Raw genomic sequence first — 23,775 nt, 5'->3', positions numbered from 1 at the left:
CTGTCGCTCCCTCGTCCGAGGTTGCGAAAAACAGCTTAACACCCTCGGACGAGAATGCCAGCGGCGCAAGTGACGCGCGGGCAGGGCGCGCTACATCCCCGACAGCTTCGTCACCGACACGTTCAGCGCGCCGCCGGCTTCGGCGACCACGCGCAGCGTCTTGGAATCGAAGGCGATGTCGGCAAGTGTCAGGCTTTCGATCCTGGCATCGACCTTGACGCCGTCCTCGCTCTTCTGGAAGTCGGCGATCGCGGCCGCGATCTTCTCGCGCGCGTTGGCGGCGATCGGCTTCAGGTCGAGCGTCGCCTTCTGCACCAGTGCCTGCTGCATCTGCGGAACCACGGCGCGCGCCGCCGCCCCCAGCAGGCCGAAGGCGGCTTCGGACTCGACCGCGAGCTGGATGTCGGCGAGCCGCAGCGTCTGCTGCGCCTGGTCCAGCATCGGCCGGCCCCAGATGTGCACGGTCGCCTCGGCGCCGAGTCCGAGCCAGCTCTTCTTCTCCTTGGCGCGCACCAGCAGCGAGATCAGCAGCCGGTCGCCCGACGGGATCACGTTGACGCTCTTCACGGTGACGTCGACGGGGCCCGAGCCGTCCTCGGGATAGGTGTGGCCGACCATCTGCGCGGCGATCAGCTTGTTGATCTCGGTGAAGGGCACGTCGATGGGCACGCCGATGTTCACGCCGGTGCCGGTCGGCGGCACGATCGAGATCTTTTGGGGGAACGGACAGTCCGGCTTGGACGGCGTCGAGGTCACGCGGGTCTCGAGCTCGAGGCCGAGCAGCAGCGTCACGTTCTGCGCATCGACGCGCGGCTGCGCGGCGATGGCACGCGTCGGCTTCATCTCCAGCCACAGCGGCGGCAGCGCGGCCGAGGAGCCCGAGCCTTGCAGCGCGATCGAGCGGCAGGCCTTGGCCCATTGCAGCTTGGCATTCTCGCGCAGCGAGGGATCGTTGCGGATGCGCTCGGAGACGATGTTGATCTGCTCGGCGACGTTCTTGTCGATCAGCGGCTTCACCTGTGCCGGCACGTTGACCTTGGCGCCGGAGACGTTGAGGTTGGTGTCGCCGAGATTGACCTGGGCGGCTAGATTGGGCTCGAGATGCCAGTTCGCCGCGAGCTTCGGGCGCGAGGTGACGATGACGTTGCCCTTGATCTCGGCGCTGGCGTTCAAATTCTTGATGTTGACGGCGCCGATCCGTTTCGCGGCGTCGCCGCCGAGCACGCTGCCGAGCGCGTCACCGAGCGCGCCGGTTGCCTTGGCCGAGAGCGAGCCCGTCACGTTCAGCTTGCCGCTGAGCGGCGTCGAGATCGTCAGCACGTCCTTGTCGCCGGCGGCGGCCATCGGCCCGCGTACCGCGGACCAGCCGATGTCGGCGTTTTCCAGGATCTGCGAGATCGGGTTGTCGGCCTTGCCGGCGAAATTGCGCGGCGCGGCCTTCTCGGCCTGTTCGCGGATCGCCGAGATCGCGATGGCGACCGGCGCGATCACGACCGAGCTCTTCGCGGCCGGCGGCAGCGGCGGCAGCTGCGCGACCGGCGGCGCCGAATTCGTCGCGCGCGGCGAAAAGAAGTCCATCGCCTTCAGGCTGACGAAGAACGACGCCGCGAGCACCGCGACGCCGATCAGGATAGTCTTCAGATTCAACGTCAGACGCATCAATCCCCCGAGCCGCCCCGGTGGGGATTTTACAGGGCGGGCGAGGAGGGCGCTAGAGCGCACCGGTGGGGTGGAATTGGGGCGAACAGGTTAACGGCCGCCGCGCCGTATTGCTGTCAGCCGCGCTTTGGCCGGCGGACCGCCCTCACATTGCCGCGAGGCCCGCCGCCGCAGAAGAAGCGGTCGGCGCCGTCGGACTCGAGCCCCGAGACCATGGTCCCCGCGGGCATGTCGAGCTGCTCCAGCACCTTGCCGGTCTCGGGGTCGACCCGTCTGATGTCGCTGTCCTCGCCCTCCCACGTACCGTGCCAGAGCTCGCCGTCCACCCAGGTCACGCCGGTGACGAAGCGCTTGCTCTCGATGGTGCGGAGGACCTTCCCGGTTGCCGGATCGATCTGGTGGATCTTGCGCTCGCGATATTGTCCGACCCAGAGCGAGCCCTCGGCCCAGGCCAGTCCGGAATCGCCCCCGCCGCCCGGCGCCGGAATGGTGGCGAGCACCTTGCCTGTGGCCGCGTCGATCTTCTGGATGCGATCCTCGGCGATCTGGAACAGGTGGCGGCCGTCGAAAGCCGTTCCCGCATGCGCGGCGACATCGATGGAGCGCGCGATCCTGCCGCTGGCCGGATCGACCGCGTTCAGCTTCTCGCCGGATGCGAACCAGACATGGGTGCCGTCATAGGTGACGCCGTGCACGGCGTCGACGCCGTCAAACGGTCCGTATTCCCTGACGATCTCGGCGGCTGAACGTTTCATCTGTCTGATCCCTGTGAGGTGAGCCACCTTAGGTCTTGGGAAGCGGGGTGGGGAGTAACAAGCCTGTCGGGAAACCCGGCACGGGCGGCGTCATCCAGCGGCGCGCGCGTCCGTGTCCGAAGCATTGCACCTTGTTCGACCGCGCCAGCTCATCGAGGGCGCGCTGCACGGTGCGCGGACTGATGCCGAGCGCAAGGGCGAGCGCCGAGCTCGCCCACGGCTCGCCGTCGGCGAGAAAGGCGAGGACGGCGGCGTGCTTCTCCTCCACGGGCCGTGCCAGCACGAGGACGTCGCGCGTCTTGCGCGGCGCGAGCACGAAACCCTGCCCGGTCGCGCTGATGTCGGCCAGCGGCTTGAGCTTGGTGCGGAGCCGGCCGATCTCGACGCGCAAGCGCGCGCGGTGCGATTCATCGACATGCCTTGCCTGGAACGCGCCTGCAATCAATCGCTCGCGCGAAACATCCGCGGGCCAGGCCTGCGCCAGGAGGCGGGCGAGTGCGAACAGCACCGGCCGCGTTCCGAGCGGGATGACAACGCCCTGCCGGCGCACGACATGATGGAAGGTGTCGAGGACGAGCGCCGTCGAGCTCGCCAGCCGCTCGACCTCTCCGAGCAGCAACGGATGCTCGCTGCCGCGTGCGATGAGGCGCGCAGCCGGCGTGTCGAGGATCAGCTTCGCACCGTCGACCTCGGCCGTGAGCGCCGGGATTCTTGCCTGCCGCGCTGCGCTGCCTGCGCGCTTCAGCGCCGCGCGCGCGTCCGCCGTTCTGAGCCGCCTGATGGCAATGCCGGCGACCACGAGCTCGCGGACGACAAGGGAGGCGGGCGGAAGCGGCGCGGTGCCGAGCTCCGCCAGCGTGCGCTCGGCATCGTCGAGCCGTCCGAGCAGGAGCAGGCGGCGCGCCTCGATGTGACCGGCGTGCGCGGCATTGGCGAGATCGCCGTGCTTCTCGAGTGTCGCCCGCGCGGCCGCGAGCGCATGCGGCGGCCAGCCGAGATCGCGCGAGACCAGCGCGATCTCGGCTTCGGCCACCACGCATCTTGCGCGCGCCACCGCCTCGCGCGGACCGAAGGCGCGCGCGGCGCCGCGCAGCAGGGCCTTGGCCCTGGCGAGATCGCCGAGCTGCGCCATCGCGATGCCGCGCAGCGCCAGCGATGGCGCATCGTTGCGCAGCGCGACGCGGTTGAGCGCGCCGAGCGGATCGCCGGCCTCGAGTGCGCGGGCGGCGGCCGTGATCAGCGATTCCATGTCAATCCCGCCACACTTGTTACTCCCACCGCGCAACCGCCCGGTGCCAGAAATCGTTGACGGCCGACAGCGTGCGGCAAGAGGCGAGCGGTTCCGCGACGACGAGATGCGGACCGGCCGCCCAGGCAAGAGGTTTGGAGAGACATCATGACATCAGTCGACAATGCACGGACGAACGGACAGGCCATGCACACCCCGCCGGTGGTATCGCCGCAGGACTGGGAGGCCGCCCGGCTGCAATTGCTGGTGAAGGAGAAGGCGCATACCCGTGCCCGCGACGCCCTGGCCGCCGAGCGCCGGCGCATGCCGTGGATGGAAGTGACCAAAACCTATGCGTTCGAGGGGCCCGGCGGCAAGGTCAGTCTGGCTGATCTGTTCCAGGGCCGGCGGCAGCTGATCGTTTACCGCGCCTTCTTCGAGCCCGGCGTGTTCGGCTGGCCCGATCACGCCTGCCGCGGCTGCTCCATGGTGGCCGACCAGGTCGCCCATGTCTCGCATCTGAACGCCCGCGACACCACGCTGGTGTTCGCCTCGCGCGCGCCGCAGGCCGACATCGCCAGGCTGAAGAAGCGGATGGGCTGGACCATTCCCTGGGTCACCGTCACTGACAGTTTCGATGCCGATTTCGGCGTGGACGAGTGGCACGGCACCAACGTGTTCTACCGCGACGGATCGCGCATCTTCCGCACCTATTTCGTCAAGAGCCGCGGCGACGAGCAGATGGGCGGCACCTGGAACTATCTCGACATCACCCCGCTCGGCCGCCAGGAGGTGTGGGAGGATTCGCCGCAAGGTTATCCGCAGACGCCGACCTACAAATGGTGGAATTGGCACGACAGCTATGCCGAAGGTGCCGCGCCCGACAAGAAATGGGTCGAGATCTCGGACGCCGGCGAAAAGGCGTTTCGCGAGGAGGCCGCGGGAGAACGGAAATGACCGCTCCCGCCAGCGCGGCCCCGCCCGCCGGTCACGACGGCGTCGCGGCCGCGCGCCATCTCGCGAAATGGCTTGGCCTTGCGGCCACGCCGACCTTCGCGATCATGGCCCTGCTGACCGCCGCGCTCGGCGGCGGTCCAGCGGACATGCTGTGCGGCGGCGGCTCCTGGCAGGGCGGGATGGTGGCGATGTATCTCCTGATGAGCGCGTTTCATTCAGCGGCATGGCTGCGGTTGATTGCGGGAAGGCGGGCGTAGGCGGGAAACGCTGCGACACCGCCGGACCTGCTACTGCGACGCCGCCTGCAGATAGGCGACGATCTTGCCGGCTTCATCGGCAGAGATGCCGCCATAGGGCTGCATCTTGTTGCCGGACACGACCTCGTCCGGCTTCACCATGAAGCGGGTGAGCTTGTCCTGGTCCCAGTTGAATCCGGCTTCTTTCATCGACGATGAATAATTGTAGTTCGGCAACGAGCCGGCCTTGCGTCCGACGATGTTGTTGAGGTTGGGGCCGAGGCGGTTGTCGCCTTCCTTTACGGAGTGGCAGGTGCGGCAGGAATTGTTGAAGGCCTGCTGGGCTGCCGCGTCGCCCGCCGGCTGCTGCGCGAAAGAGGAGGCGGACGGGAGTGACGTCAGCGCGCCCGCAACCGCAATCGCGCGCAGCCATCTGCTTGTCTGCAGGCGTGGTCGCATCTGTGCCTCCGTTAGGGACCGCACCGCAGCGAGATGCGCGTCGGAATGTCGAGGGCAAACGAAAACGGCCCCGGAGGGTTCCGGGGCCGTTTGCGTCAGAATGTCCTGTCTCGTTAGCGCGTCGCGGCGCCGAGGTCCGCGCGGCGCTCACTCATCGGCAGCACGATCACCTTGGTGCCGACGTTGACGCGGGAGTAGAGGTCGGTGACGTCGTCGTTGGTCATGCGGATGCAGCCCGAGGAGACGTGCTTGCCGATGGTCTCGGGCGCGTTGGTGCCGTGGATGCGGTAGATCGTGCCGCCCAGATACATGGCGCGGGCGCCGAGCGGGTTGCCGGGGCCGCCGGCCATGTGGCGCGGCAGATAGGGTTGGCGGGCAATCATCTCCGGCGGCGGGGTCCAATCCGGCCACTCGGCCTTCTTGCTCACCGACTGGATGCCGGACCAAGTGAAGCCGTCGCGGCCGACGCCGATGCCGTAACGCAGCGCCTGGCCGTTGCCGAGCACGTAATAGAGATAGGTGTTGGGCGTATCGATGATGATGGTGCCCGGCGCCTCGCGCGTCGCGTAGGAAACCGTCTGGCGGCGGAAGCGGGCCGGCATCTCGACGGTGTCCTGATCCTCGGAAGGGGCGACCTGCGAGGGCGCCGCCTGGTAGGGCTGATAGGGCTGGATCGGCTGCGGCGCCGCCATCGGCGGCAGCGGCTGGAAGAAGGGGAAGAGCTGCACCGGCGCGGCCTTGGCCGGGCCTGCGAACGCGATGGCGGAGATCGCGACTGCGCCGAAAGCAACGGCGCGCGAATACGTCTTGAACGTGTCCAGCTTGAACATGTGATCGCCCCTGTTTGCTCGGTGATTTCAATCACCGCGGCACCGTTGCGGTGCTCCGTTGCCTAAATCACTAACGGAAACAAGTTTCGGGACGTTTGCGCGGAAAACCGAAAACGGTTTCGTCGCGGAAAGGATTGTTTCATGACAGTTTCGTGGCCGCAGGGGTTCGTTAACGAACAAAACGGTGGGCCGACACTTCTGTGACGTCACACGCCTGAAATATCCTTCGTTGATGGTCCTAAGCCGAGAATCATCAACTCTCGGGATTCCCCCATGCGGGTATTAATCGCGACTGACGCCTGGCATCCGCAGGTTAACGGTGTGGTGCGGACGCTGACCTCGCTGGCGAACGCGGCCAAGGCCCTCGATGTCGAGATCGACTTCCTGACGCCGGACGGCTTCCCCTCCTGGCCGCTGCCGACCTATCCGGGCCTGCGCATTGCGCTGCCGAGCGGGAAGGAGATCGCGCGGCGGATCGAGAAGGCGGCGCCCGAAGCGCTGCACATCGCCACCGAAGGTCCGATCGGCTGGGCCGCGCGGGCCTATTGCCGCCGCAACCGGCTTGCCTTCACCACCTCCTATACGACGCGCTTTCCGGAATACGTCTCGGTGCGGACCGGCATCCCCGATGCGGTCGGCTATGCCGTGCTGCGCCACTTCCACGATGCCGCGGCCATGACCATGGTGGCGACGCCCTCGCTGCGGCAGGAGCTGTCCGAGCGCGGCTTCAAGCGGCTCGGCTTCTGGACACGCGGCGTCAACACCGAGCTGTTTCATCCCGACAGCCCGGCCAAGCTCGATCTGCCGCGCCCGATCTTCATGACCATGGGGCGCGTCGCAGTGGAGAAGAACCTCGACGCCTTCCTCTCGCTCGACCTGCCCGGCACCAAGGTCGTCGTCGGCGACGGCCCGCAGAAGGCGCAGCTCGAGAAGAAGTATCCGGACGCAGTGTTCCTCGGCGAGAAGAAGGGCGCCGATCTCACCGCGCATCTCGCCGCCGCCGACGTCTTCGTCTTCCCGAGTCTGACCGACACCTTCGGCGTGGTGCAGCTCGAGGCGCTCGCCTGCGGCACGCCGGTTGCGGCGTTCCCGGTCACGGGTCCGAAGGACGTCATCGCCGACCATCCGATCGGCGCGATCGATCACGATTTGCGTACCGCGTGCCTGCGCGCACTCACCATGTCGCGCGAGACCTGCCGCAATTTCGCGCTGGAGCGTTCCTGGGAGAACAGCGCGCGGCAGTTCGTCGGAAATCTCACCGCACTTCAGCCCAGCCGCGCCTTGCGCCCCACGCCTGTCATGGCGCGGCGGCCGGTGCGCAGCTGATCGAACCTTTGAACCACAGCGAGAACCTCATCGATGGCTAAGATCATGAACCTTGACGGCACCCAGCAGCTCGACCTCACCCGCGGCTCGGTCGAGCAGGCCTATGACCGCTGGGCGCCCGTTTACGATCTCGTGTTCGGCGGCGTGTTCGCCAAGGGCCGCGCGGCCGCGATCGCGGCCACCAACAAGATCGGTGGTCGCGTGCTCGAGGTCGGTGTCGGCACCGGCATCTCGCTGCCGCTCTACGCGCCGCACCTGCGCATCTTCGGCACCGACATTTCGGACGCGATGCTCGACAAGGCGCGCCAGCGCGTCACCGAAGGCAACCTCAAGAACGTCGAGGGCCTCGCGGTGATGGACGCCGAGAAGCTCGAATTCCCCGACAATTCCTTCGACGTCGTGATGGCGCAATATGTCGTCACCGCCGTGCCGAACCCGGAGAAGGCGCTGGACGAATTCGCCCGCGTGCTGCGTCCGGGCGGCGAGCTGATCATCCTCACCCGCGTCAGCGCGGATGCCGGCATGCGCCGCTTCATCGAGCAGAAGCTGCAGCCGGTGGTGCGTCCGCTCGGCTTCCGCACCGCCGAGTTCGCCTGGTCGCGCTACGCCAAATGGCTGGCCGGCGCCAACGGCATCGAGCTCGCCGAGCGCCGCCTGATCCCGCCGCTCGGTCACTTCTCGCTGGTGCGCTTCCGCAAGGTCGACGTCGCCAAGGCGGCGTGAGCAGGGCGAAGAGCGGCGGCGCGGTTCGCCGCTCACGCGTTCACGTGCGTCATCGCGCCGCTGCACATCGTCACATGACAAAATGATGATGTCACACGGCCTACATCGAATCCCTGTAAATCCAGAACCCGAAAGCATTTTGGGGGAGAGCATGATCAAGAATTATCTCGAGCAGCTGCGGATCCAGCGCTGGGACGACCATCGCTACTATCACCACAGCCGCATCAATCAGAGCCTGCACTTCGTCAGCGCGCTGAGCTTCCTCTTCGCTTATGTCTGGCTGTTCATCGACCCCGTCGTCTCGGCGCTGGTCGGCTGGCTGGTGTCGATGACCTCGCGTCAGGCCGGTCACTTCTTCTTCGAGCCGCACACCTACGACCACATCAACCAGGCGACGCACGAGTACAAGGAAGAGATCAAGGTCGGCTACAACCTTCAGCGCAAGGTGGTGCTGATGGCGATCTGGGCGTTCTCGCCGCTGGTGCTGTTCGTCGATCCGACCGTGTTCGGCCTGTTCACCCCCTGGGCCAGCGCGACCGACTTCATGCGGCAGACGGCCAAGATCTGGCTCTTCATCGGCGGCGGCGGCCTCCTGTTCCGCACCGTGCACCTGTTCTTCATCCGCGACGTCGAGACCGGCCTCGTCTGGATGACCAAGATCCTGACCGATCCGTTCCACGATCTGATGCTCTATCGCAGCGCGCCGCTCGCCTTGATGCGCGGCGAGCTGATGGACCCCGGCCTGCACCTCAATCCCGAGCACACGCTGGGCTTCATCGACGAGCCCGTGCTCGAAGAGCAGCACGCCTGAGCGCGCCGCGCACACCACGCACTCCGATGTCTGAAGGTTACGTCATGCCCGGGCTTGTCCCGGGCATCCACGTCTTGGGGGCTGCTTCGCCTCTCCCCGCGCGCGGTCGGACAATCGCATATGGTGCACACAATGCGGCGGCAAAGGCAGTGGGCTCCCTCTCCCGCCTGCGGGGGAGGGCTGGGGTGGGGGTGTCTCCGCGTCGGGATTGTTGGGGATTACTGAGGATGTCCCTGTGCGGTGAGAACCCTCACCCGCCGCGCGCGGGACGATGCTTTCGCATCGCCCGGGGCGCGTCGGCCGCGTCGGCCTCTCCCGCAAGCGGGAGAGGCGGAGCAAGCCCGCGCAGTGCGGCCTCAGCGCCCAAAGCGCTTGGCCAGCATCTCTTTCAAAATCTGCCGCTTGATGGCCTTGTTGGTGAGCACGCCGTCGTGCCACCAGAAGCCATCGGCCTTCATCTTTTCGGCCGCGCGGACGAAGCGTTCGGCGACCTCGGTGAAATCGGCGTCCGTGTAGTTCAGGCTGAAGATCAGCCGGCCGGTGCCGACCCAGCTCAGCGCCAGGCCCTCGGCCCGCAAATAGTATTGCAGCATCCAGTTGTAGCGGGACGGCGTGGTGTATTTCACCGTCCAGATCGACGAGAAATTGGCGAACCGCACCGGCAGGTCTGCGTCCGTCATCATCTGGTTCAGCTTCGTCACGCGGCCGTTCCAGGTCTCCTCCAGCCCGTCATAGACGGCACGGAAGTTGGGACTGGCGAGCCGGCTCAGGAACTCGTCCATCGCCGTCATGACATAGGGGTGCGAGTTGAAGGTGCCGCGGGCGAAGCAGATGTCGGCGGGACGATCGTCGCGGAAGCGGCGCATCAATTCGCGCTTGCCGCAGACCACGCCGACCGGCAGGCCGCCGGCGAGGCTCTTGCCGTAGGTCACCATGTCGGCCTTGACGCCGAAGTATTCCTGGGCGCCGCCGGCGGCGAGGCGGAAGCCGACGAAGACCTCGTCGAAGATCAGCACGATGCCGCGCTCGGTGCAGACTTCGCGCAGCTTCTTCAGCCACTCGGTGTAAGCCGGGCGATCGAAATTGCCGCCGCGCGAACTGTCGACCAGCGAGGAATCGCCGGGCGCATTGCCGTTCGGGTGCAGGCCCTGCAGCGGATTGACCAGCACGCAGGCGATGTCCTTGCGGGTGCGCAGCACGTGCAGCGTCTTCTCCGACATCTCGGAGAGCGTGTAGGTCTCGTGCGCGGGAATCGGATTGCCGACACCGGGCTGCACGTCGCCCCACCAGCCGTGATAGGCGCCGGCGAAACGAACGAGATGGGTGCGCTTGGTATGGTAGCGCGCCAGCCGCACGGCCTGCATCACCGCTTCGGTGCCGGACATGTGGAACGAGACCTCGTCGAGGCCGGAGATCTGGCAGAGCCGCTGCACGTTCTCGAGGATGACGGGGTGGTAGGGGCCGAGCACCGGGCCCAACGCATGGGCGCGCTTCTCGGAGCCCTCGATGCACTCCTTGTAGAAGTCGTTGCCGAAGATGTTGACGCCGTAGGATCCCGTGAGGTCGTAGGAGGTGTTGCCGTCGACGTCCGTGACGGTGACGCCGCGCGAGGACTCCATGAAGGTCGAGGTGCCCAGATGCTCGCGCACCAGGCGCGAGAATTGGAACGGCACGCGATAGCTCTCGGTGAAGTTCAGATCGGAGATCGTCTCCGCCGCTTCCTTCGTCATCGCGCGACCCTTCGGGTAGCGCTCGGCGTAGAGAGCCGCGAGACGGAAGAAGGCGTTCTTGCGCTGCTTCATCACGTTGTCGGGCGCGCCGTCGCAGCCGAAATATTTGTCGCCCTCGAATTCGTAGAACGGGAGCAGCTTTGCCACCCGCCGCGACATCTTGGAGTGTCCGGCGAGCGATCGGTGCTTGGCGCGGGACAGTTCGACCCGCGCCTTGATCTTCGGGAGGACGGCGGCAGCAGACGCTGCGGCGGCCACGGAAAATGAGAGAATCGGGAGTGTCGTTTCCATGACAACAAGCGCTAATACTGCGAGCTGACAGATTCATGACAGTCAAAGCCCTCATCGCCTCTTTCACCCAGCAGGAAGACCTCAACTTCCTGTTGACCAACCGCATCCCCCGCGCGGCGCTGACCCGCTTCATGGGCTGGTTCTCCAAGATCGAGAACCCAATCGTGCGGGACTTCTCGATCGCGCTGTGGAAGCTGTTCTCCGACCTCGATCTGTCGGAGGCGCGCAAGACCCACTTCAGGAGCCTGCACGACTGCTTCACGCGGGAGCTGAAGCCGGGCCTGCGGCCGTTCGACCAGGACCCTTCCGTCGTCGCCAGCCCCTCGGACGGCATCGTCGGCGCCCACGGCAAGATCGCCGACACCGAGCTGTTCCAGGTCAAGGGCGCGCCCTATTCGCTGCTCGACCTGCTCGGCGATTCCGCTTTGGTCGAGCAGCACCGCAACGGAAGCTTCGTCACGCTGCGGCTGACCTCGAGCATGTATCACCGCTTCCATGCACCCTATGATGCGCAGATCGAACGCGTCACGCTGATCCATGGCGACGTCTGGAACGTCAACCCGATCGCGCTCAAGCGGGTCGAGCGTCTGTTCTGCAAGAACGAGCGCGCCGTGATCCGCACCCATCTTGCGACCGGCGAGGCCGTGACGCTCGTCCCGGTTGCCGCGATCCTGGTCGCGAGCATCCGCCTGCACTTCCTCGACATGGTGCTGAACGCGCAGACCCGCGGGCCGGTCAATTTTCCGTGCGATGTCAACGTGACCAAGGGCGAGGAGCTCGGCTGGTTCGAGCACGGCTCGACCATCATCATCCTCGCGCCCGGCGATTTTACCTTCTGCGACGGCATCGCCGAGGGCACGCGCATTCGCGCCGGCCAGGCGCTGCTCCGGAGAAAGTAGCCTTCAAACCGCCGTCCCCGCCGCCTATATCGTCCGCGGGGACGATTTGACGATACGGATTTCGTGATGGCGCGAGTGCCGGTCATGGCGGCGGGTGGTATCGTGTTGCGGCGTGGCTCGACGCCGCTGATCGCGATCGTGCGCCAGCGCAAACGCAATGAGTGGGTGCTGCCCAAGGGTAAGCTCGACGACGGCGAGACGCCGAAAGAAGCCGCGCATCGCGAGGTGCTGGAAGAGACCGGCCACGACGTCGCCATCCACGAATTCCTGGGCACGCTCGTCTACCAATCCGGCGGACGCTCGAAGGTCGTGCATTTCTGGCGGATGGAGGCCGACGGAGGTCCCGTCCGCAAGTTGATGAACGACATCAAGGCGGTCGACTGGCTGACGCTGGACGACGCGATCGCACGGCTGTCGCGCGAATACGAGCGTGCGTTCCTGACGCAGATCGGCCCGATCGCCCTCGCGGCGGCGGGGCTTGTGCCCGCGGTCATTGCTGAGCCGGCACCGGTCTCGGAGCAGAAGCTGCCCGAGCCGAAATCGCCGCTGGCGGCCGACGATATCGATGCGGCCTTGCAGACATTGACGCCGGCCGAGGCGGCTTCGGTCGAAGAGCTGCAGCACGGCCTGTTGCAGAAAGTGAAGGCCTGGCTGCGCGGCGAGGCGTGAGGTCTTTTTGCGTACGCCGTAAGTTGCAGGTAGGTCGCGTATCCACGAACTGATGCGGTCAACGTCGCACGAGCCCTGTCCACGTCATTGCGAGCGCAGCGAAGCAATCCAGCATCTTTCCGCGGCGAGACTCTGGATTGCTTCGCTGCGCTCGCAATGACGGAGGAGACAGCGGTGTGAGGCTTATCCCTCTGCACGTCGCAAACTCGTAGGGTGGGCAAAGGCGCACTTGCGCCGTGCCCACGTCTTCCAACAATTATGCAAGTCGTGGGCACGCTGCGCTTTGCCCACCCTACGATACTGCCCGTCGCCGCGCTGACGGTGTATCCCTCTCCCCTTGCGGGAGAGGGTGGCTCGCCGCGCAGCGGCGAGACGGGTGAGGGGTATCTCTCCGCGAATGAATCTCTTGAGCTGAGGCAACCCCTCATCCGGCGCCATAGCCGAAGCTTCGCTTCGGCGCTCTTAAGAACGGCGGCCATAGGCCGCCTATGCCACCTTCTCGCGCAAGGGGGAGAAGGAAGAGCTACCGCCGCTCTTTCTCCTTCGGGGCCGGCTTGCGCGGGGCTGCGGGACGCTGCACGCCGGGAACGCGCTGCTGGAAGCCGCCGGGGCGCTGCACGCCAGGTTGCCGTGCTGCGGGCGGTTGCCCCGGCTGCAGGCCGGTGCGCGGCTGTTGCGGTTGTGGCGTTGCGCCCGGTTGCGGCGGTACGGTTGCTCCAGGCTGAATCTGTCCGCCGCGCTGCGGCTGGGCTTGTGGCGTGCCGGTCGGCGCCGTGCCCTGTCCGGTGCGCGGTGCGCCGGGACGTCCGGTGCCTTGCTGCTGGCCGGGCTGCCGCTCGCCCTGTTGCTGCTGGCCGCGCGGCTGCTGACCCTGGCCCGCACGCTGGCCGCCCGGCTGCACCGCGCCGCCTTGCTGGCCTTGTCCTTGTCCTTGCCGCTGCGGCGGCTGCGCACCCTGCCGGCCCGGAGCGCCCGGCTGCTGCTGGCCCGGACGGTTGTTCTGGCCCGGCTGGCCGTTCGGCCGTTGCTGTTGCTGGCCCGGCGCGGTCGTCGGCCGCAATTGCTGCTGCTGCGGCGGCTGGGCCGGCCGCGGAATGCGGCTGATCGCGGCCGGATTGGCGCGGCGGAAGTCGCGCTGCTCGGTGACGATCTGCCGGCCCGTGGTCTGCGCCAGATGAACCTGGCTGACGAAGCCGCGGTCGCGTGCGATCTGCTGCGGGGCAATCGTGATCGGCACGGCGGCAAATCGCATGACGCCGCCCGTGGCTGCGCCCGGGCGGATCGCAAAGCCGCTCGCGCCTTGCGTGAGCGCGCCGAGCCGCGCGCCGCTGCTGCGGTCGTTGACCTCGATGTGGCCGACGCGGCCGTCGGCGTCGGGATAGAGCTTGATGTTGACGTTGTTCGCAGTGCTGGCCGTCGCGCCCTCGGGCACGTCGACGACGCCGGTGGTGCCGCGGATGCCGAGCGTCGCGGTCGGCGTCGCGATCTTCATGTCGCCGCTCTTCGCCACGGCCGCGGCGACGAAGGCAACCGTGCCCTTGCCGATGTCGAAGATCGCCGAGTTCTGCTTGCCGCCGTCCTCATAGACGTAATTGTCGATGGTGATCCTGGCGCTGGCGGAGAGGTTGAACGTGGTGGCGTCGTTGAAGGTGATGCCGAGCGAGGAGTTCGACGACGTCTGCACGACGTCGTTGAGATAGATGTCGTCGCGCACGCGCAGCGGATAGGAATTCTTGTCGCGGACCACCGTCGCGATCCCCGTCACGGTCGCGACGTTGCCGATCGGCTCGACTGCGGGCGCCTGCGCATCTGTCGCGGGCGCCGGTGATGCCGATGGCGTCGGCGAGGCGGATGGCGTCGGGGAAGGGGCGGGGTTTGGTTGAGCCTGGGCAAGCTCGATGGTGTCGGATGCACGAGCCACGCTGCTGCCAGCCAGCGGCAAGGCGAGCAGGGCAAGCGCGAAGACGAAGCGGCGCCAGGCTACCAATGAAGTCACGAGGATGTCCCGGTGAGAATGCGAGGCGAGTGTTTTGTGATTTCAGCCGGGGGTAGCTGAATGGCGGATGAACATGTGTCGCAGGGACGGGGTGAACTTTCAAGCGATGCGTAGTGTCCATGAATGGGGCTCGGTCTCTCTCCGACGTCATGGCCGGGCTTGACCCGGCCATCCACGCCTTACTTCACGACACCAAGAACGTGGATGCCCGGGACAAGCCCCGGGCATGACGAAGAGTATGCATGTGCTGGAGATGATGCGCTTCGCGCGTCAGCTCACGCGCTTCCAGGTCTGGCCGCCGCAGAACATGCCGCCGAAGGCGCAGCCCTGCACACGCAGTGCGTTCGGGCCCTTCATCGCGATCGTCGAGTCGTAGTTGCGGCCGGAGTCGGGATCGTGGATGCGGCCGCTCCACTTCGCGCCGTCGGGCTTCATGTTGATCAGGATGCGCTCATTGGTCTTCTGGGCATAACCGCAGAGATTGGCGCCGCACTGCTCGACGCGGACATTGCCCTTGTTCTCTTCGGTCGCCCACACACCGATCGGCGAATTCGGCGCAGCCATTGGTGCGGCGGCGACCGGAGCCGGGGCGGGCACATAGGCAGGAGCGGGCGCAGCCGCGACCGCAGCAGGAGGCGCAACCGGCGCGGCCTGCGTCGTCGTATCGACCGACGGCGCAGCGGCAACGGTCGGCGCGGGCGCGGCGGGAGCAACAGCGGGGGCGGCCGGAGCGGTCGCCTGGACCGGCGCCTGCTGCACGGGCTGCTGCTGCACCGGAGCCGGCGCGGGCTGCGCGGTCGTGGCCGGAGCCGGCGTGGTGTCGACGTCATCGTCCTTGGAGCCGCCAAGGCCCTTCAGGTTGATGTTGTTCAGCTTGATCGGCTTGTCCGAGAGGCCCGGCGCGACGATGGTCACGCAGTTGAGCGAGGCGCAGTTGCGCGGCGTCTCGATGCGGATGTGCTGGCCCTCGATCTGGAACGAGATCGAATTGCCGCCGGCATGGGCGGCCGCCGTCGAAGCCAGGAAGAGCGCGGTGGCGGCGATGGTGAGCTTGTTCATGACAGCCTCCGAAAATGTGCGGTCCGGTGATGGACTGAAGTCGCTGGTGGATGAAGCGTGGTTCGACCCTACGCCGGGCCGAACCCGCCTTCCGTGACGGACGTCACAACGGTCCGCCGGCGCTGGGTGAGGCAGCGCACATTCGGCTGCTGTTTGCGCGACGTAACCTTGCCGCGACACGACAGGAGGTGCCGATGGCACGGCTTATGACTTCGCTTGGCATATTGATCGCCCTGACGGCGATGGCGCCTGCGGCCGAGGCCGGCTCCTATTCCTTCTCGATCGGCGGCCACCGGTTCCACGTCGAGGCGCCCAGGAATTGCCGGTCGAGTTCCTGCGTTTCGGTGTCCAGCCGCAGCCTTCGGCCGACTGAAGATGTCACCACGACACCGGCCGCGCCGCCTCCGCCGGCGCCGCTGGTCCAGGCGCAGCCGGTCGTTCCGCCTGCTCCGGTGCGGCCGCCGCAGCCGGCCGTGGCCACGCCATCACCCGCATCGACGGCGCCTGTCCTTGCCGCGACGACGTCGCAGCCCGTCGTGCCGCCGCCGGCGCCCAAACTTGAAGCACCAAAAGTGTTGAGTCCCAATCCGCCGCGGGTGGACCTGCAGCGCATGGATCCGCCGAAGACCGTCGCGCTCGATCCGCCGCGCGTAGCGCCGGTTGCCCCTCAACCCGAAACCGGCCAGGGCACGACGATCGCGCAGCGCGGTGACGAGGAGGCATATTCCCCGCTCGGCGAATGGGAGAGCCGAGGTGCCAAGGGCACGGTTCGCATCGAGCGCTGCGGTCCGGCCCTGTGCGGCTTTGCGCTCACCGAGGCTTCCAACCGGGGCGAGAGCGTGCTCGTCAACATGAAGCCGAAGACGCACAATGTGTGGACCGGCAGCATCTACAGCCGCTCCAGCGGCAACACTTATTTTGCGACGATGACGCTGAAGGGCTCGGGCAGGCTGTACGTCGAGGCCTGTGCTCTCGGCCGCTTCTGGTGCTCCGGCAACGACTGGACCCGCATCGAGGAGCCGCAGGACAAGATGGTCTCGACGTCACGGCAGTGGAGCGCGCGGTCGTAAGTTTGTCGCGAAATGCAGACTGTCACCCTCCCCCTTGCGGGAGAGGGTGGCTCGCTGCGTCAGCAGCGAGACGGGTGAGGGGTATCTCCCCGCGAGCGATTCTCTTGCGGCGGAATTCGCTGAAGCAACCCCTCATCCGGCGCTTCGCGCCACCTTCTCCCGCAAGGGGAGAAGGAAGGATACCGCCGTCGCGGAAGAGTATCCCCTATCCAATTTGTAATCGTCCTGCACCGAACCTGCTTCTGCCTTGCACGCGACCGATGGGTGCAAGGAGAGCCGGCATGAAACGCCTCAGCCTCATCGCCGCGCTGCTGATCGGCAGCGCGATCCCGGTCCACGCCGACACCGACATCTGGAATAATGTGCTGAAGCAGCAGCGCGGCGACGACGCGCTGCATGTCGACAGCGCTTTCTGCGATGCTCAGGTTGGCGCGCCGCAGAACGGCACGGTGACATCGGCACGCTACAAGCGCTGCATGCTGTCGCGCGGCTGGCGCTTCAGCCGCACGCGTCGCGAGAAGGATGATCGCTATCCCGATCCTGACAGTCCCGGCATGATGTGCCGCGACTTCAAGATCGGCGGCATCACGGGTTCGGAATGCTCGAATTTCTGATGGGCGCGCGGTGACGCACAGCGGCTGCGCGATGCGCTCAGCCGGGCAAGCCCGCGGTGCCGTCTATGCAATCTCTAGATCATGCCGAGCACGATGGCGCCGACGAAGGCCATGGCGAGGTACGCGGTGACTACGTTCAGTCTCCCGGCGAAGGTCATGAGGTCGTTCCCTCCATGCGCGCCGCCCCGCGCGCATGGCTTATGGTTAACAGAAAGTCTCTTCCCGAAAAAGTCAGCCTTGCTGTCGCTCGCCTTCGCGAGCCGCCGGCGCGGCTGCGGGTCGGTATGGTTAAAGAACACTGAAATCAACGTGTTGAAGAGTCTTTAAGTAAATTCACCGAACGTGCGTGCATGACGCGCGGAGTTCGTTTGTATCTCGTCGGCTCCATCGTCCTTGTTTCGCTAGCGGGTTGCGGACGCGGCTTCTTCCAGGCCGAACGTGAACCATGGCGGGCCGAGGCGGAAGCGGCGTGCCTGAAATCGGGCGCCGTCAAGGAGAGCGCGGACATCGTCCGCATCGACCCGATCTCGGGGCCCGGCATGTGCGGCGCCGAGTATCCGCTGAAGGTGGCCGCGCTCGGCGAGGCCTCCAGCACCTATGGTTTCGCCGACGAGGCGCTGCGCCCGCCCGGCAGCATCGGCAACCAGCCGCGCTGGCCGGTGCAGCCGCAGTCGAACTATCAGCAAGGCCAGAATTATCCGGCATCGTCCTACCCGCAGCGGTCGAACTATCCCGAGAGCGCGGTGCGCCAGCCATCCGGCTATGGTGCATCCTCCGGACCGATGTCGCTCAATGCGCCCGGGGTCGCGCCGCAGGAAGACGAGATCGACCTGCCGCCCGAGGGCACCGATGCCGCGGGCGCCGCGCGCTACATGAACGCGCCGAGCTATCCAACGCGATCGGCAGCACCTTATTCGCAAGCACCCGCGCAGCAGCCGCTGCCGCGTCTCGGCCCGCCGCAGGGCAATCCCGTCGCCGCCGTCGGCCCCGTCACGATCAAGCCGACCGCGACGCTCGCCTGTCCGATCGTGTCCGAGCTCGACCGCTGGCTCGCCGACACCGTGCAGCCGTCGGCGATGCGCTGGTTCGGCGCCCGCGTCGCCGAGATCAAGCAGATCTCCGCTTATTCCTGCCGCGGCATGAACGGCAATCCGCACTCCCACATCTCCGAGCACGCCTTCGGCAATGCGCTCGACATCTCCGCCTTCGTGCTCGCCGACGGCCGTCGCGTCACCGTGAAGGACGGCTGGCGCGGCATGCCGGAAGAGCAGGGCTTTTTGCGAGACGTTCAGTCGGGCGCGTGCGCGCATTTCACCACGGTGCTGGCGCCGGGATCGAACGTCTATCACTACGATCACATCCATGTGGATCTGATGCGCCGCCCCAGCCGCCGCCTGATCTGCCAGCCCGCCGCCGTGTCGGGCGAAGAGGTCGCCGGGCGCGCGCAGCGCCGCAATCCCTATGCGAACTCGAAAGATCCTTACGTCACCGGCTCGCTCGGCGCGAGCAAGAGCACGACGCGCAAGCGCGAGGAAGACGAGTACGCCGACGATTAGCGCGTCGCATCTCCTGTAGCCCGGATGAGCGCAGCGATATCCGGGGCAGCCTGTATCAAACGCGTCGTCCCGGCGAAGGCCGGGACCCATAATCCGATGACGCAGTTTGGCGAAGATTCGTGGTTCGGTACTCTAACCGTCCAGAATTGATGGATCACGCGGTATGGGTCCCGGCCTTCGCCGGGACGACGGCGGAATGTTGGGCGGCTGTTTCGCGGAGTCAGCTGTCGCGTTTGCCGAAGCGGCGCTCGACCGATCCATCAACTCACCTCGAGCCCGGCTTCGCCGATGCCGGGATCAGCCCCATGCAGAGCTGCACCTCGCCCGGGACGTTGTAGGTGCGCATGATGTGGCGGCTGTCGCGCAGGCCGGACGCCTCGCGTTGCACCACGAACATCCAGAGCGCCTGGCCGGCTTCCAGCACCAGCTTGCGCCGCGCGGGCTGCATCGAGGCCGGCGTCTCCGTCGCCGCGTGAGCAGTGTCGAATTCGCGCAAGCGCGCCAGCGCCTGTTCGAGCGTGCGGCCCATCCGCCCAAGCGCGGAGGCCTGTTCCTGGACGATCTCGTAATGGAGGATATCGACAGGCGGGCGAAGATCACGGGACATGGCCCGAATATAGCCGCCGGACCGGCACGCGCAACGCGCGGCGCTACTTCGCCCGGTACGCCGCCAGGAACATCCGCGTCGCGCTGTCGACCACTTCGGTCATGCGCTCTTCCGACGGCGCGGGCGCGGCCTGGAAGACGAAGGGCAGGAACAGCGAGGCCTTGCACAGTTCCATGAACTGCGACGCCGCCAGGTCGCAATCGTCGATCCTGAGATCGCCGGAGGCGACGTGGATCCCGAGATAATCGGAGAGGCGGTTGATGGTCTTGTCCAGCACTCGCGCATAATAGCGGCGGCCGACATCGGGCATGCGCTCGGCGATCGCCATCACGGTACGGATCGCCGATCCGCCGCCGGGCCGGCAGAGCAGGTGGATATAGGCCTGGCCGAAATCCTTCAGCGTGGTCTCGGCATCGCGCGCGGGATCGAAATTGAAAACGACCTGGCCGTGCTGGAGCGCCTCCTGCTCGAGGATCGCTTCGAACAGCGCGCATTTGTCGGCGAAGTAGACGTAGAGCGTGCCCTTGGACACCTGCGCGGAGCGGGCGATCTCGCCCATGCTGGCGCCGTCAAAGCCGAGATCCATGAACACCTTGCGGGCGCCGTCGAGGATCTGGCGGCGCTTGGAGCTGTCCTCCTCCTGGATGACGTGCGGATGTTCGCGCTCGGCTACAACCATTGGTTCAGGGTCTCGGCAGGTTTTTGGGTCGGGGCTTGGTCCGGGAAACCTGAATAAAGGATTCGGGTCCCTAGGGTCGCCTGGGAACATTATGTATATTGACCGAACCGTTCGGTCAATGATATTTGGGATGAACGACAGGAACCGGCCGCAGGACGGCCGCCCTTGATCGTGCTTTTTTTGGGGAGGCCGTTATGGCCGTATCGAGAGACCAGGCGGCGCGCGCCATTCGCCAGGACACGGTGGAGACGGCATCGGCGAACGATGGGGCTGCGCCCGAGTCATCGGCGGTCCTTGCCGAGCAGCTGCGCTCGCACGTGGCCGAGGAAACCAAGCGCCGCAGCGAGGCCCCGGAGAAACAAGTGACCGACAAGCCGGCCGCTGCGCCGGACGCGCCCGCCGCGGGCGCGCCGAAATCCGGCAAGCGCAAATTCGTCCTGATGGGCGTCGGTCTCGTGCTGGCGCTCGCGGCCGCGGGCTATGCCGGCTATTACACGCTGGTCGGCCGCTTCTACATCTCGACCGACGACGCCTATGTCCGCGCCAACAACACCATGCTCGGCGCGCGCGTTGCCGGCCACATCTCTTCGATCCTTGCCGGCGACAACACCACGGTGCGCGCCGGCGACATCATCCTCCGCATCGACGACGGCGACTACAAGATCGCGGTCGACGCCGCGGCGACCAAGATCGCAACCCAGCAGGCGACCATCGACCGCATCGGCCGCCAGGTCGCCGCGCTCGACAGCCAGGTCGCGCAGGCCAAGGCGCAGCTCGTCTCCGCCGAAGCCGGCCTCAAGCGCGCCGATCTCGACTATGAGCGCCAGCAGGCGCTGAGCAGCAAGGGCTTTGCCTCGCGCGCCACCTTCGAAAGCTCGGAAGCCGGACGCGACCAGGGCGCCGCCGCCGTCAAGGCCGCGCAGGCGGCCTACGACGTCGCGGTCAGCAATGTCGACGTCGCCAAGGCGCAGCAGGCCGAAGCGCAGGCGCAGCTCGCCGAGCTCAAGACCGCGCTCGCCAAGGCCGAGCGCGACCTCGCCTTCACCGCGGTGCGCGCGCCCGTCAACGGCACGTTCTCCAACCGCCTGGTCAATGCCGGCGACTTCGTCGCGGTCGGCCAGCGGCTCGGCAACGTCGTGCCGCTCGACGACGTCTTCATCGACGCCAACTTCAAGGAAACCCAGCTCAAGCGCATCCGTCCCGGCCAGCCGGTGACGATCAAGGTCGATGCCTATGGCATGCGCAAGTTCTCCGGCGTGGTCGACAGCATCGCGGCGGGCGCGGGCTCCGTGTTCACCCTGCTGCCGCCCGACAACGCCACCGGCAACTTCACCAAGATCGTGCAGCGCGTGCCGGTCCGCATCCGCGTGCCGAAGTCGGTGGCGAAGCAGAACCTGCTCCGCGCCGGCATGTCGGTCTACGCCACCGTCGACACCAACAAGGGCGCGGCCGACGCCGACAGCGAGGTCGATCTCGACGATCCCACCGCGATCCATCCGCAGTAGGATTTGATGACATGAGCCGCACCGCAGCCTCCAATGCAGGTGCGCTCCCTCTCCCGCTTGCTGGAGAGGGCTGGGGAGAGGGTGCCTCCGCAACGGGACAATCCCCCAGAGGAGAGAACCCTCACCCGACGCTTCGCGCCGACCTCTCCCGCAAGCGGGAGAGGTGTCCCCAACTCGCAGCCTGCTCCAGCCCGAGCTGACACCATGGCCACCGCCACCACCGCTTCACCTGCCATGATGGCGGACCCCGCTTCGGAGCGCATCGCGCCGAAGCGGCTGTTCGCGTTCATCATCATGGTGTTCGGGATGTTCATGTCGATCCTGGACATCCAGATCGTCTCGGCGTCCCTGAGCGAGATCCAGGCCGGCCTGTCGGCGAGCTCGAGCGAAGTCGCCTGGGTCCAGACTGCCTATCTGATCGCCGAGGTGATCGCGATTCCGCTGTCGGGATTCCTGTCGCGGGCCTTCGGCACGCGGCTGCTGTTCGCGATCTCGGCGGCCGGCTTCACCGCTTCGAGCCTGCTCTGCGGCTTCGCCACCACGATCGAGGAGATGATCCTCTGGCGCGCGCTGCAGGGTTTTCTCGGCGCCGGCATGATCCCGACGGTGTTCGCCTCGGCCTACACCGTGTTCCCGCGCACGAAATTCCACATCGTCGGTCCCATCATCGGGCTCGTCGCGACGCTGGCGCCGACCATCGGCCCGACCGTCGGCGGCTACATCACCGATCTGATGTCGTGGAACTGGCTGTTCTTCATCAACGTCGTGCCCGGCATCGGCATCACCGTCGGCGTGCTGGCGCTGGTCGATTTCGACGAGCCGCATTTCGAGCTGCTCGACCGCTTCGACTGGTGGGGCCTGCTGTTCATGGCCGGCTTCCTCGGCACGCTGGAATATGTGCTGGAGGAGGGGCCTCAGCACGAATGGATGCAGGATACGTCGGTGGCGATCTGCGCCTGGATCTGTGCGATCTCGGCGATCGCCTTCTTCTGGCGCGTGTTCACAGCGGCCGAGCCGATCGTCAATTTGCGCACCTTCTCCAACCGCAATTTCGCGGTCGGCTGCGTCCTGCAGTTCTGCATCGGCATCGGCCTCTACGGCCTGACTTACATCTATCCGCGCTACCTCGCCGAGGTGCGCGGCTACAGCGCGCTGATGATCGGCGAGACCATGTTCGTCTCGGGCATCACCATGTTCCTGGTCGCGCCGCTGGTCGGCCGGCTCATGGTCAAGGTCGACATGCGCTACATGATCGCGTTCGGCCTCGTCGTGTTCGCGATCGGCTCCTACCAGATGACCTGGATGACGCGCGATTACGATTTCGTCGAGCTGCTGGTGCCGCAGATCCTGCGCGGCATCGGCATGATGTTCGCGATGGTGCCGACCAACAACATCGCGCTCGGCACGCTGGCGCCCGAACGGGTGAAGAACGCGAGCGGCCTGTTCAACCTGATGCGCAATCTTGGCGGGGCCGTCGGCCTTGCCGTCATCAACACCGTGCTCAACGACCGCACCGACCTGCACATCACGCGCCTGCAAGAGCGCGTGACCTGGGGCAATGCCACCGCGACCGAAACGCTGACCATGCTCCAGCAGAAATTCCAGGGACTCGGCGATTCCACGCTGATGGCGATGAAGCAGCTCAGCCAGATCGTGCACCGCCAGGCCGTGGTGATGAGCTTTGGCGATGCCTTCTTCGTGCTGACGGTGTTCTATCTCGGCCTCAGCCTGCTGGTCACCTTGCTGAACAAGCCGGCCGCGATGACCGGCGGCGGCGACGCGCATTGACGCAGCGATACAGTCGGTGTCATCGCCCGGCTTGACCGGGCGATCCAGTATTCCACCAGCGCCGGTGGGATACGGAGAGGCCGCGGCGTATTGGATCCCCCGCCTTCGCGGGGGATGACAGCGGAGAGTGAGACAAGGGCGCGCGCACCAACGCCGTGCACGCCCCCCGAACCAAATTGCAACACTCATCCGTGAACTCGCGGAAGCCCCGTTGCAAAGCGGAAGCGACACATCTATAAATCGCGCCTCATTCAATCGAACCGGGGAGAGATTTGCATGATTTCGTCGCATTCGCAGATCGTACGCCCGCGCTCGATGATCACCTGGC

Annotated in this window: 23 protein-coding genes; 12 read left to right on the top strand and 11 right to left on the bottom strand. The window is 66.4% G+C overall.

Annotation, left to right across the window (positions count from 1 at the left end; genetic code table 11):
* Window positions 1-90: 90 nt before the first annotated feature.
* The 3 genes from JQ617_RS12660 to JQ617_RS12650 form a co-directional block, all read right to left on the bottom strand.
* Window positions 91-1,659, bottom strand: coding sequence for a DUF4403 family protein (locus tag JQ617_RS12660; RefSeq protein ID WP_212026578.1), 1,569 nt, complete (start codon window positions 1,657-1,659; stop codon window positions 91-93).
* 116 nt (window positions 1,660-1,775) lie between these two features.
* Window positions 1,776-2,414, bottom strand: a complete 639-nt coding sequence (locus JQ617_RS12655; protein ID WP_212026577.1) for a Vgb family protein — start codon at window positions 2,412-2,414, stop codon at window positions 1,776-1,778.
* A 28-nt stretch (window positions 2,415-2,442) separates the two neighbouring features.
* Window positions 2,443-3,663, bottom strand: coding sequence for a helix-turn-helix domain-containing protein (locus tag JQ617_RS12650; protein WP_212026576.1), 1,221 nt, complete (start codon window positions 3,661-3,663; stop codon window positions 2,443-2,445).
* Between the two features lie 147 nt (window positions 3,664-3,810).
* Between JQ617_RS12650 and JQ617_RS12645 the strand changes: the two genes are divergently transcribed.
* Both JQ617_RS12645 and JQ617_RS12640 read left to right on the top strand, forming a co-directional pair.
* Window positions 3,811-4,599: a DUF899 domain-containing protein gene (locus JQ617_RS12645; protein WP_208608624.1), complete on the top strand. Its 789-nt coding sequence runs from the start codon at window positions 3,811-3,813 to the stop codon at window positions 4,597-4,599.
* Complete coding sequence (locus JQ617_RS12640) at window positions 4,596-4,856, top strand: hypothetical protein (RefSeq protein WP_212026575.1); 261 nt, start codon at window positions 4,596-4,598, stop codon at window positions 4,854-4,856. Before JQ617_RS12645 ends, JQ617_RS12640 begins: the two co-directional genes overlap by 4 nt.
* Window positions 4,857-4,886: 30 nt before the next feature.
* Here JQ617_RS12640 and JQ617_RS12635 read toward each other — a convergent pair whose 3' ends face one another.
* Entirely contained in the window at window positions 4,887-5,294 is a 408-nt protein-coding gene (locus tag JQ617_RS12635) for a c-type cytochrome (RefSeq protein ID WP_212026574.1), read from the bottom strand.
* Between the two features lie 113 nt (window positions 5,295-5,407).
* The gene (locus tag JQ617_RS12630; RefSeq protein WP_063689407.1) at window positions 5,408-6,124 is read right to left on the bottom strand and encodes a L,D-transpeptidase; all 717 of its coding nucleotides are present in this window, start codon (window positions 6,122-6,124) and stop codon (window positions 5,408-5,410) included.
* A 273-nt stretch (window positions 6,125-6,397) separates the two neighbouring features.
* On the opposite strand from JQ617_RS12630, the gene JQ617_RS12625 reads away from it, so the two are divergent.
* The 3 genes from JQ617_RS12625 to JQ617_RS12615 all read left to right on the top strand — a co-directional run bounded on the left by JQ617_RS12625 (window position 6,398) and on the right by JQ617_RS12615 (window position 8,984).
* A complete protein-coding gene (locus JQ617_RS12625; protein ID WP_212026573.1) occupies window positions 6,398-7,450 on the top strand; it encodes a glycosyltransferase family 4 protein in 1,053 nt (350 codons plus the stop codon).
* Between the two features lie 33 nt (window positions 7,451-7,483).
* Window positions 7,484-8,173: a class I SAM-dependent methyltransferase gene (locus JQ617_RS12620; RefSeq protein ID WP_063689402.1), complete on the top strand. Its 690-nt coding sequence runs from the start codon at window positions 7,484-7,486 to the stop codon at window positions 8,171-8,173.
* A gap of 151 nt (window positions 8,174-8,324) precedes the next feature.
* Window positions 8,325-8,984 (top strand): hypothetical protein, encoded by a 660-nt coding sequence (locus JQ617_RS12615; protein ID WP_212026572.1) that lies wholly within the window; start codon window positions 8,325-8,327, stop codon window positions 8,982-8,984.
* 356 nt (window positions 8,985-9,340) lie between these two features.
* On the opposite strand, the gene JQ617_RS12610 is transcribed toward JQ617_RS12615, so the two are convergent.
* Window positions 9,341-11,005 (bottom strand): aminotransferase class III-fold pyridoxal phosphate-dependent enzyme, encoded by a 1,665-nt coding sequence (locus JQ617_RS12610; protein ID WP_212026571.1) that lies wholly within the window; start codon window positions 11,003-11,005, stop codon window positions 9,341-9,343.
* A gap of 35 nt (window positions 11,006-11,040) precedes the next feature.
* Between JQ617_RS12610 and asd the strand changes: the two genes are divergently transcribed.
* Window positions 11,041-11,904: an archaetidylserine decarboxylase gene (asd, locus tag JQ617_RS12605; protein ID WP_212026570.1), complete on the top strand. Its 864-nt coding sequence runs from the start codon at window positions 11,041-11,043 to the stop codon at window positions 11,902-11,904.
* 66 nt (window positions 11,905-11,970) lie between these two features.
* Complete coding sequence (locus JQ617_RS12600) at window positions 11,971-12,573, top strand: NUDIX hydrolase (protein WP_212026569.1); 603 nt, start codon at window positions 11,971-11,973, stop codon at window positions 12,571-12,573.
* 523 nt (window positions 12,574-13,096) lie between these two features.
* On the opposite strand, the gene JQ617_RS12595 is transcribed toward JQ617_RS12600, so the two are convergent.
* Window positions 13,097-14,560, bottom strand: a complete 1,464-nt coding sequence (locus tag JQ617_RS12595) for a FecR domain-containing protein (RefSeq protein ID WP_212026822.1) — start codon at window positions 14,558-14,560, stop codon at window positions 13,097-13,099.
* A gap of 279 nt (window positions 14,561-14,839) precedes the next feature.
* Window positions 14,840-15,628 (bottom strand): DUF2147 domain-containing protein, encoded by a 789-nt coding sequence (locus JQ617_RS12590; RefSeq protein ID WP_212026568.1) that lies wholly within the window; start codon window positions 15,626-15,628, stop codon window positions 14,840-14,842.
* A gap of 194 nt (window positions 15,629-15,822) precedes the next feature.
* On the opposite strand from JQ617_RS12590, the gene JQ617_RS12585 reads away from it, so the two are divergent.
* Together JQ617_RS12585 and JQ617_RS12580 are read left to right on the top strand one after the other, a co-directional pair.
* Entirely contained in the window at window positions 15,823-16,698 is an 876-nt protein-coding gene (locus JQ617_RS12585; protein ID WP_212026567.1) for a DUF2147 domain-containing protein, read from the top strand.
* A 281-nt stretch (window positions 16,699-16,979) separates the two neighbouring features.
* The gene (locus JQ617_RS12580) at window positions 16,980-17,312 is read left to right on the top strand and encodes a hypothetical protein (RefSeq protein WP_212026566.1); all 333 of its coding nucleotides are present in this window, start codon (window positions 16,980-16,982) and stop codon (window positions 17,310-17,312) included.
* A gap of 74 nt (window positions 17,313-17,386) precedes the next feature.
* Here the strand turns inward: JQ617_RS12580 and JQ617_RS12575 are convergent, their stop codons facing one another.
* Window positions 17,387-17,620, bottom strand: a complete 234-nt coding sequence (locus tag JQ617_RS12575) for a hypothetical protein (RefSeq protein WP_212026565.1) — start codon at window positions 17,618-17,620, stop codon at window positions 17,387-17,389.
* Between the two features lie 42 nt (window positions 17,621-17,662).
* On the opposite strand from JQ617_RS12575, the gene JQ617_RS12570 reads away from it, so the two are divergent.
* Window positions 17,663-18,868 (top strand): extensin-like domain-containing protein, encoded by a 1,206-nt coding sequence (locus JQ617_RS12570; RefSeq protein WP_212026564.1) that lies wholly within the window; start codon window positions 17,663-17,665, stop codon window positions 18,866-18,868.
* A gap of 265 nt (window positions 18,869-19,133) precedes the next feature.
* Here JQ617_RS12570 and JQ617_RS12565 read toward each other — a convergent pair whose 3' ends face one another.
* Window positions 19,134-19,475 carry a DUF6665 family protein gene (locus JQ617_RS12565; protein WP_212026563.1) on the bottom strand — a complete coding sequence of 114 codons (342 nt, stop codon included), beginning with the start codon at window positions 19,473-19,475 and terminating at the stop codon, window positions 19,134-19,136.
* A 43-nt stretch (window positions 19,476-19,518) separates the two neighbouring features.
* Entirely contained in the window at window positions 19,519-20,154 is a 636-nt protein-coding gene (locus JQ617_RS12560; RefSeq protein WP_063689372.1) for a TetR/AcrR family transcriptional regulator, read from the bottom strand.
* Window positions 20,155-20,348: 194 nt separating this feature from the next.
* On the opposite strand from JQ617_RS12560, the gene JQ617_RS12555 reads away from it, so the two are divergent.
* Together JQ617_RS12555 and JQ617_RS12550 are read left to right on the top strand one after the other, a co-directional pair.
* On the top strand, window positions 20,349-21,659 hold the full coding sequence (locus tag JQ617_RS12555) for an HlyD family secretion protein (protein WP_212026562.1): 1,311 nt from the start codon (window positions 20,349-20,351) through the stop codon (window positions 21,657-21,659).
* 204 nt (window positions 21,660-21,863) lie between these two features.
* Window positions 21,864-23,447, top strand: coding sequence for a DHA2 family efflux MFS transporter permease subunit (locus JQ617_RS12550; RefSeq protein WP_212026561.1), 1,584 nt, complete (start codon window positions 21,864-21,866; stop codon window positions 23,445-23,447).
* The last annotated feature ends 328 nt before the right edge of the window (window positions 23,448-23,775 follow it).

The organism is Bradyrhizobium sp. KB893862 SZCCT0404, assembly GCF_018130885.1.
Lineage (GTDB): Bacteria > Pseudomonadota > Alphaproteobacteria > Rhizobiales > Xanthobacteraceae > Bradyrhizobium > Bradyrhizobium stylosanthis.
This window is presented reverse-complemented; position numbering and strand designations above follow the sequence as displayed.

Excerpts from the sequence above, each read along its gene's own strand:
- JQ617_RS12630 (WP_063689407.1), bottom strand. The coding sequence starts at position 6,124 with ATGTTCAAGCTGGACACGTTCAAGACGTATTCGCGCGCCGTTGCTTTC.
- JQ617_RS12600 (WP_212026569.1), top strand. The coding sequence starts at position 11,971 with ATGGCGCGAGTGCCGGTCATGGCGGCGGGTGGTATCGTGTTGCGGCGT.
- JQ617_RS12660 (WP_212026578.1), bottom strand. The coding sequence starts at position 1,659 with ATGCGTCTGACGTTGAATCTGAAGACTATCCTGATCGGCGTCGCGGTG.
- JQ617_RS12615 (WP_212026572.1), top strand. The coding sequence starts at position 8,325 with ATGATCAAGAATTATCTCGAGCAGCTGCGGATCCAGCGCTGGGACGAC.
- asd (WP_212026570.1), top strand. The coding sequence starts at position 11,041 with ATGACAGTCAAAGCCCTCATCGCCTCTTTCACCCAGCAGGAAGACCTC.
- JQ617_RS12625 (WP_212026573.1), top strand. The coding sequence starts at position 6,398 with ATGCGGGTATTAATCGCGACTGACGCCTGGCATCCGCAGGTTAACGGT.
- JQ617_RS12570 (WP_212026564.1), top strand. The coding sequence starts at position 17,663 with ATGACGCGCGGAGTTCGTTTGTATCTCGTCGGCTCCATCGTCCTTGTT.
- JQ617_RS12635 (WP_212026574.1), bottom strand. The coding sequence starts at position 5,294 with ATGCGACCACGCCTGCAGACAAGCAGATGGCTGCGCGCGATTGCGGTT.
- JQ617_RS12645 (WP_208608624.1), top strand. The coding sequence starts at position 3,811 with ATGACATCAGTCGACAATGCACGGACGAACGGACAGGCCATGCACACC.
- JQ617_RS12565 (WP_212026563.1), bottom strand. The coding sequence starts at position 19,475 with ATGTCCCGTGATCTTCGCCCGCCTGTCGATATCCTCCATTACGAGATC.
- JQ617_RS12640 (WP_212026575.1), top strand. The coding sequence starts at position 4,596 with ATGACCGCTCCCGCCAGCGCGGCCCCGCCCGCCGGTCACGACGGCGTC.
- JQ617_RS12610 (WP_212026571.1), bottom strand. The coding sequence starts at position 11,005 with ATGGAAACGACACTCCCGATTCTCTCATTTTCCGTGGCCGCCGCAGCG.
- JQ617_RS12550 (WP_212026561.1), top strand. The coding sequence starts at position 21,864 with ATGGCCACCGCCACCACCGCTTCACCTGCCATGATGGCGGACCCCGCT.
- JQ617_RS12580 (WP_212026566.1), top strand. The coding sequence starts at position 16,980 with ATGAAACGCCTCAGCCTCATCGCCGCGCTGCTGATCGGCAGCGCGATC.
- JQ617_RS12555 (WP_212026562.1), top strand. The coding sequence starts at position 20,349 with ATGGCCGTATCGAGAGACCAGGCGGCGCGCGCCATTCGCCAGGACACG.
- JQ617_RS12655 (WP_212026577.1), bottom strand. The coding sequence starts at position 2,414 with ATGAAACGTTCAGCCGCCGAGATCGTCAGGGAATACGGACCGTTTGAC.
- JQ617_RS12590 (WP_212026568.1), bottom strand. The coding sequence starts at position 15,628 with ATGAACAAGCTCACCATCGCCGCCACCGCGCTCTTCCTGGCTTCGACG.
- JQ617_RS12650 (WP_212026576.1), bottom strand. The coding sequence starts at position 3,663 with ATGGAATCGCTGATCACGGCCGCCGCCCGCGCACTCGAGGCCGGCGAT.
- JQ617_RS12560 (WP_063689372.1), bottom strand. The coding sequence starts at position 20,154 with ATGGTTGTAGCCGAGCGCGAACATCCGCACGTCATCCAGGAGGAGGAC.
- JQ617_RS12585 (WP_212026567.1), top strand. The coding sequence starts at position 15,823 with ATGGCACGGCTTATGACTTCGCTTGGCATATTGATCGCCCTGACGGCG.
- JQ617_RS12620 (WP_063689402.1), top strand. The coding sequence starts at position 7,484 with ATGGCTAAGATCATGAACCTTGACGGCACCCAGCAGCTCGACCTCACC.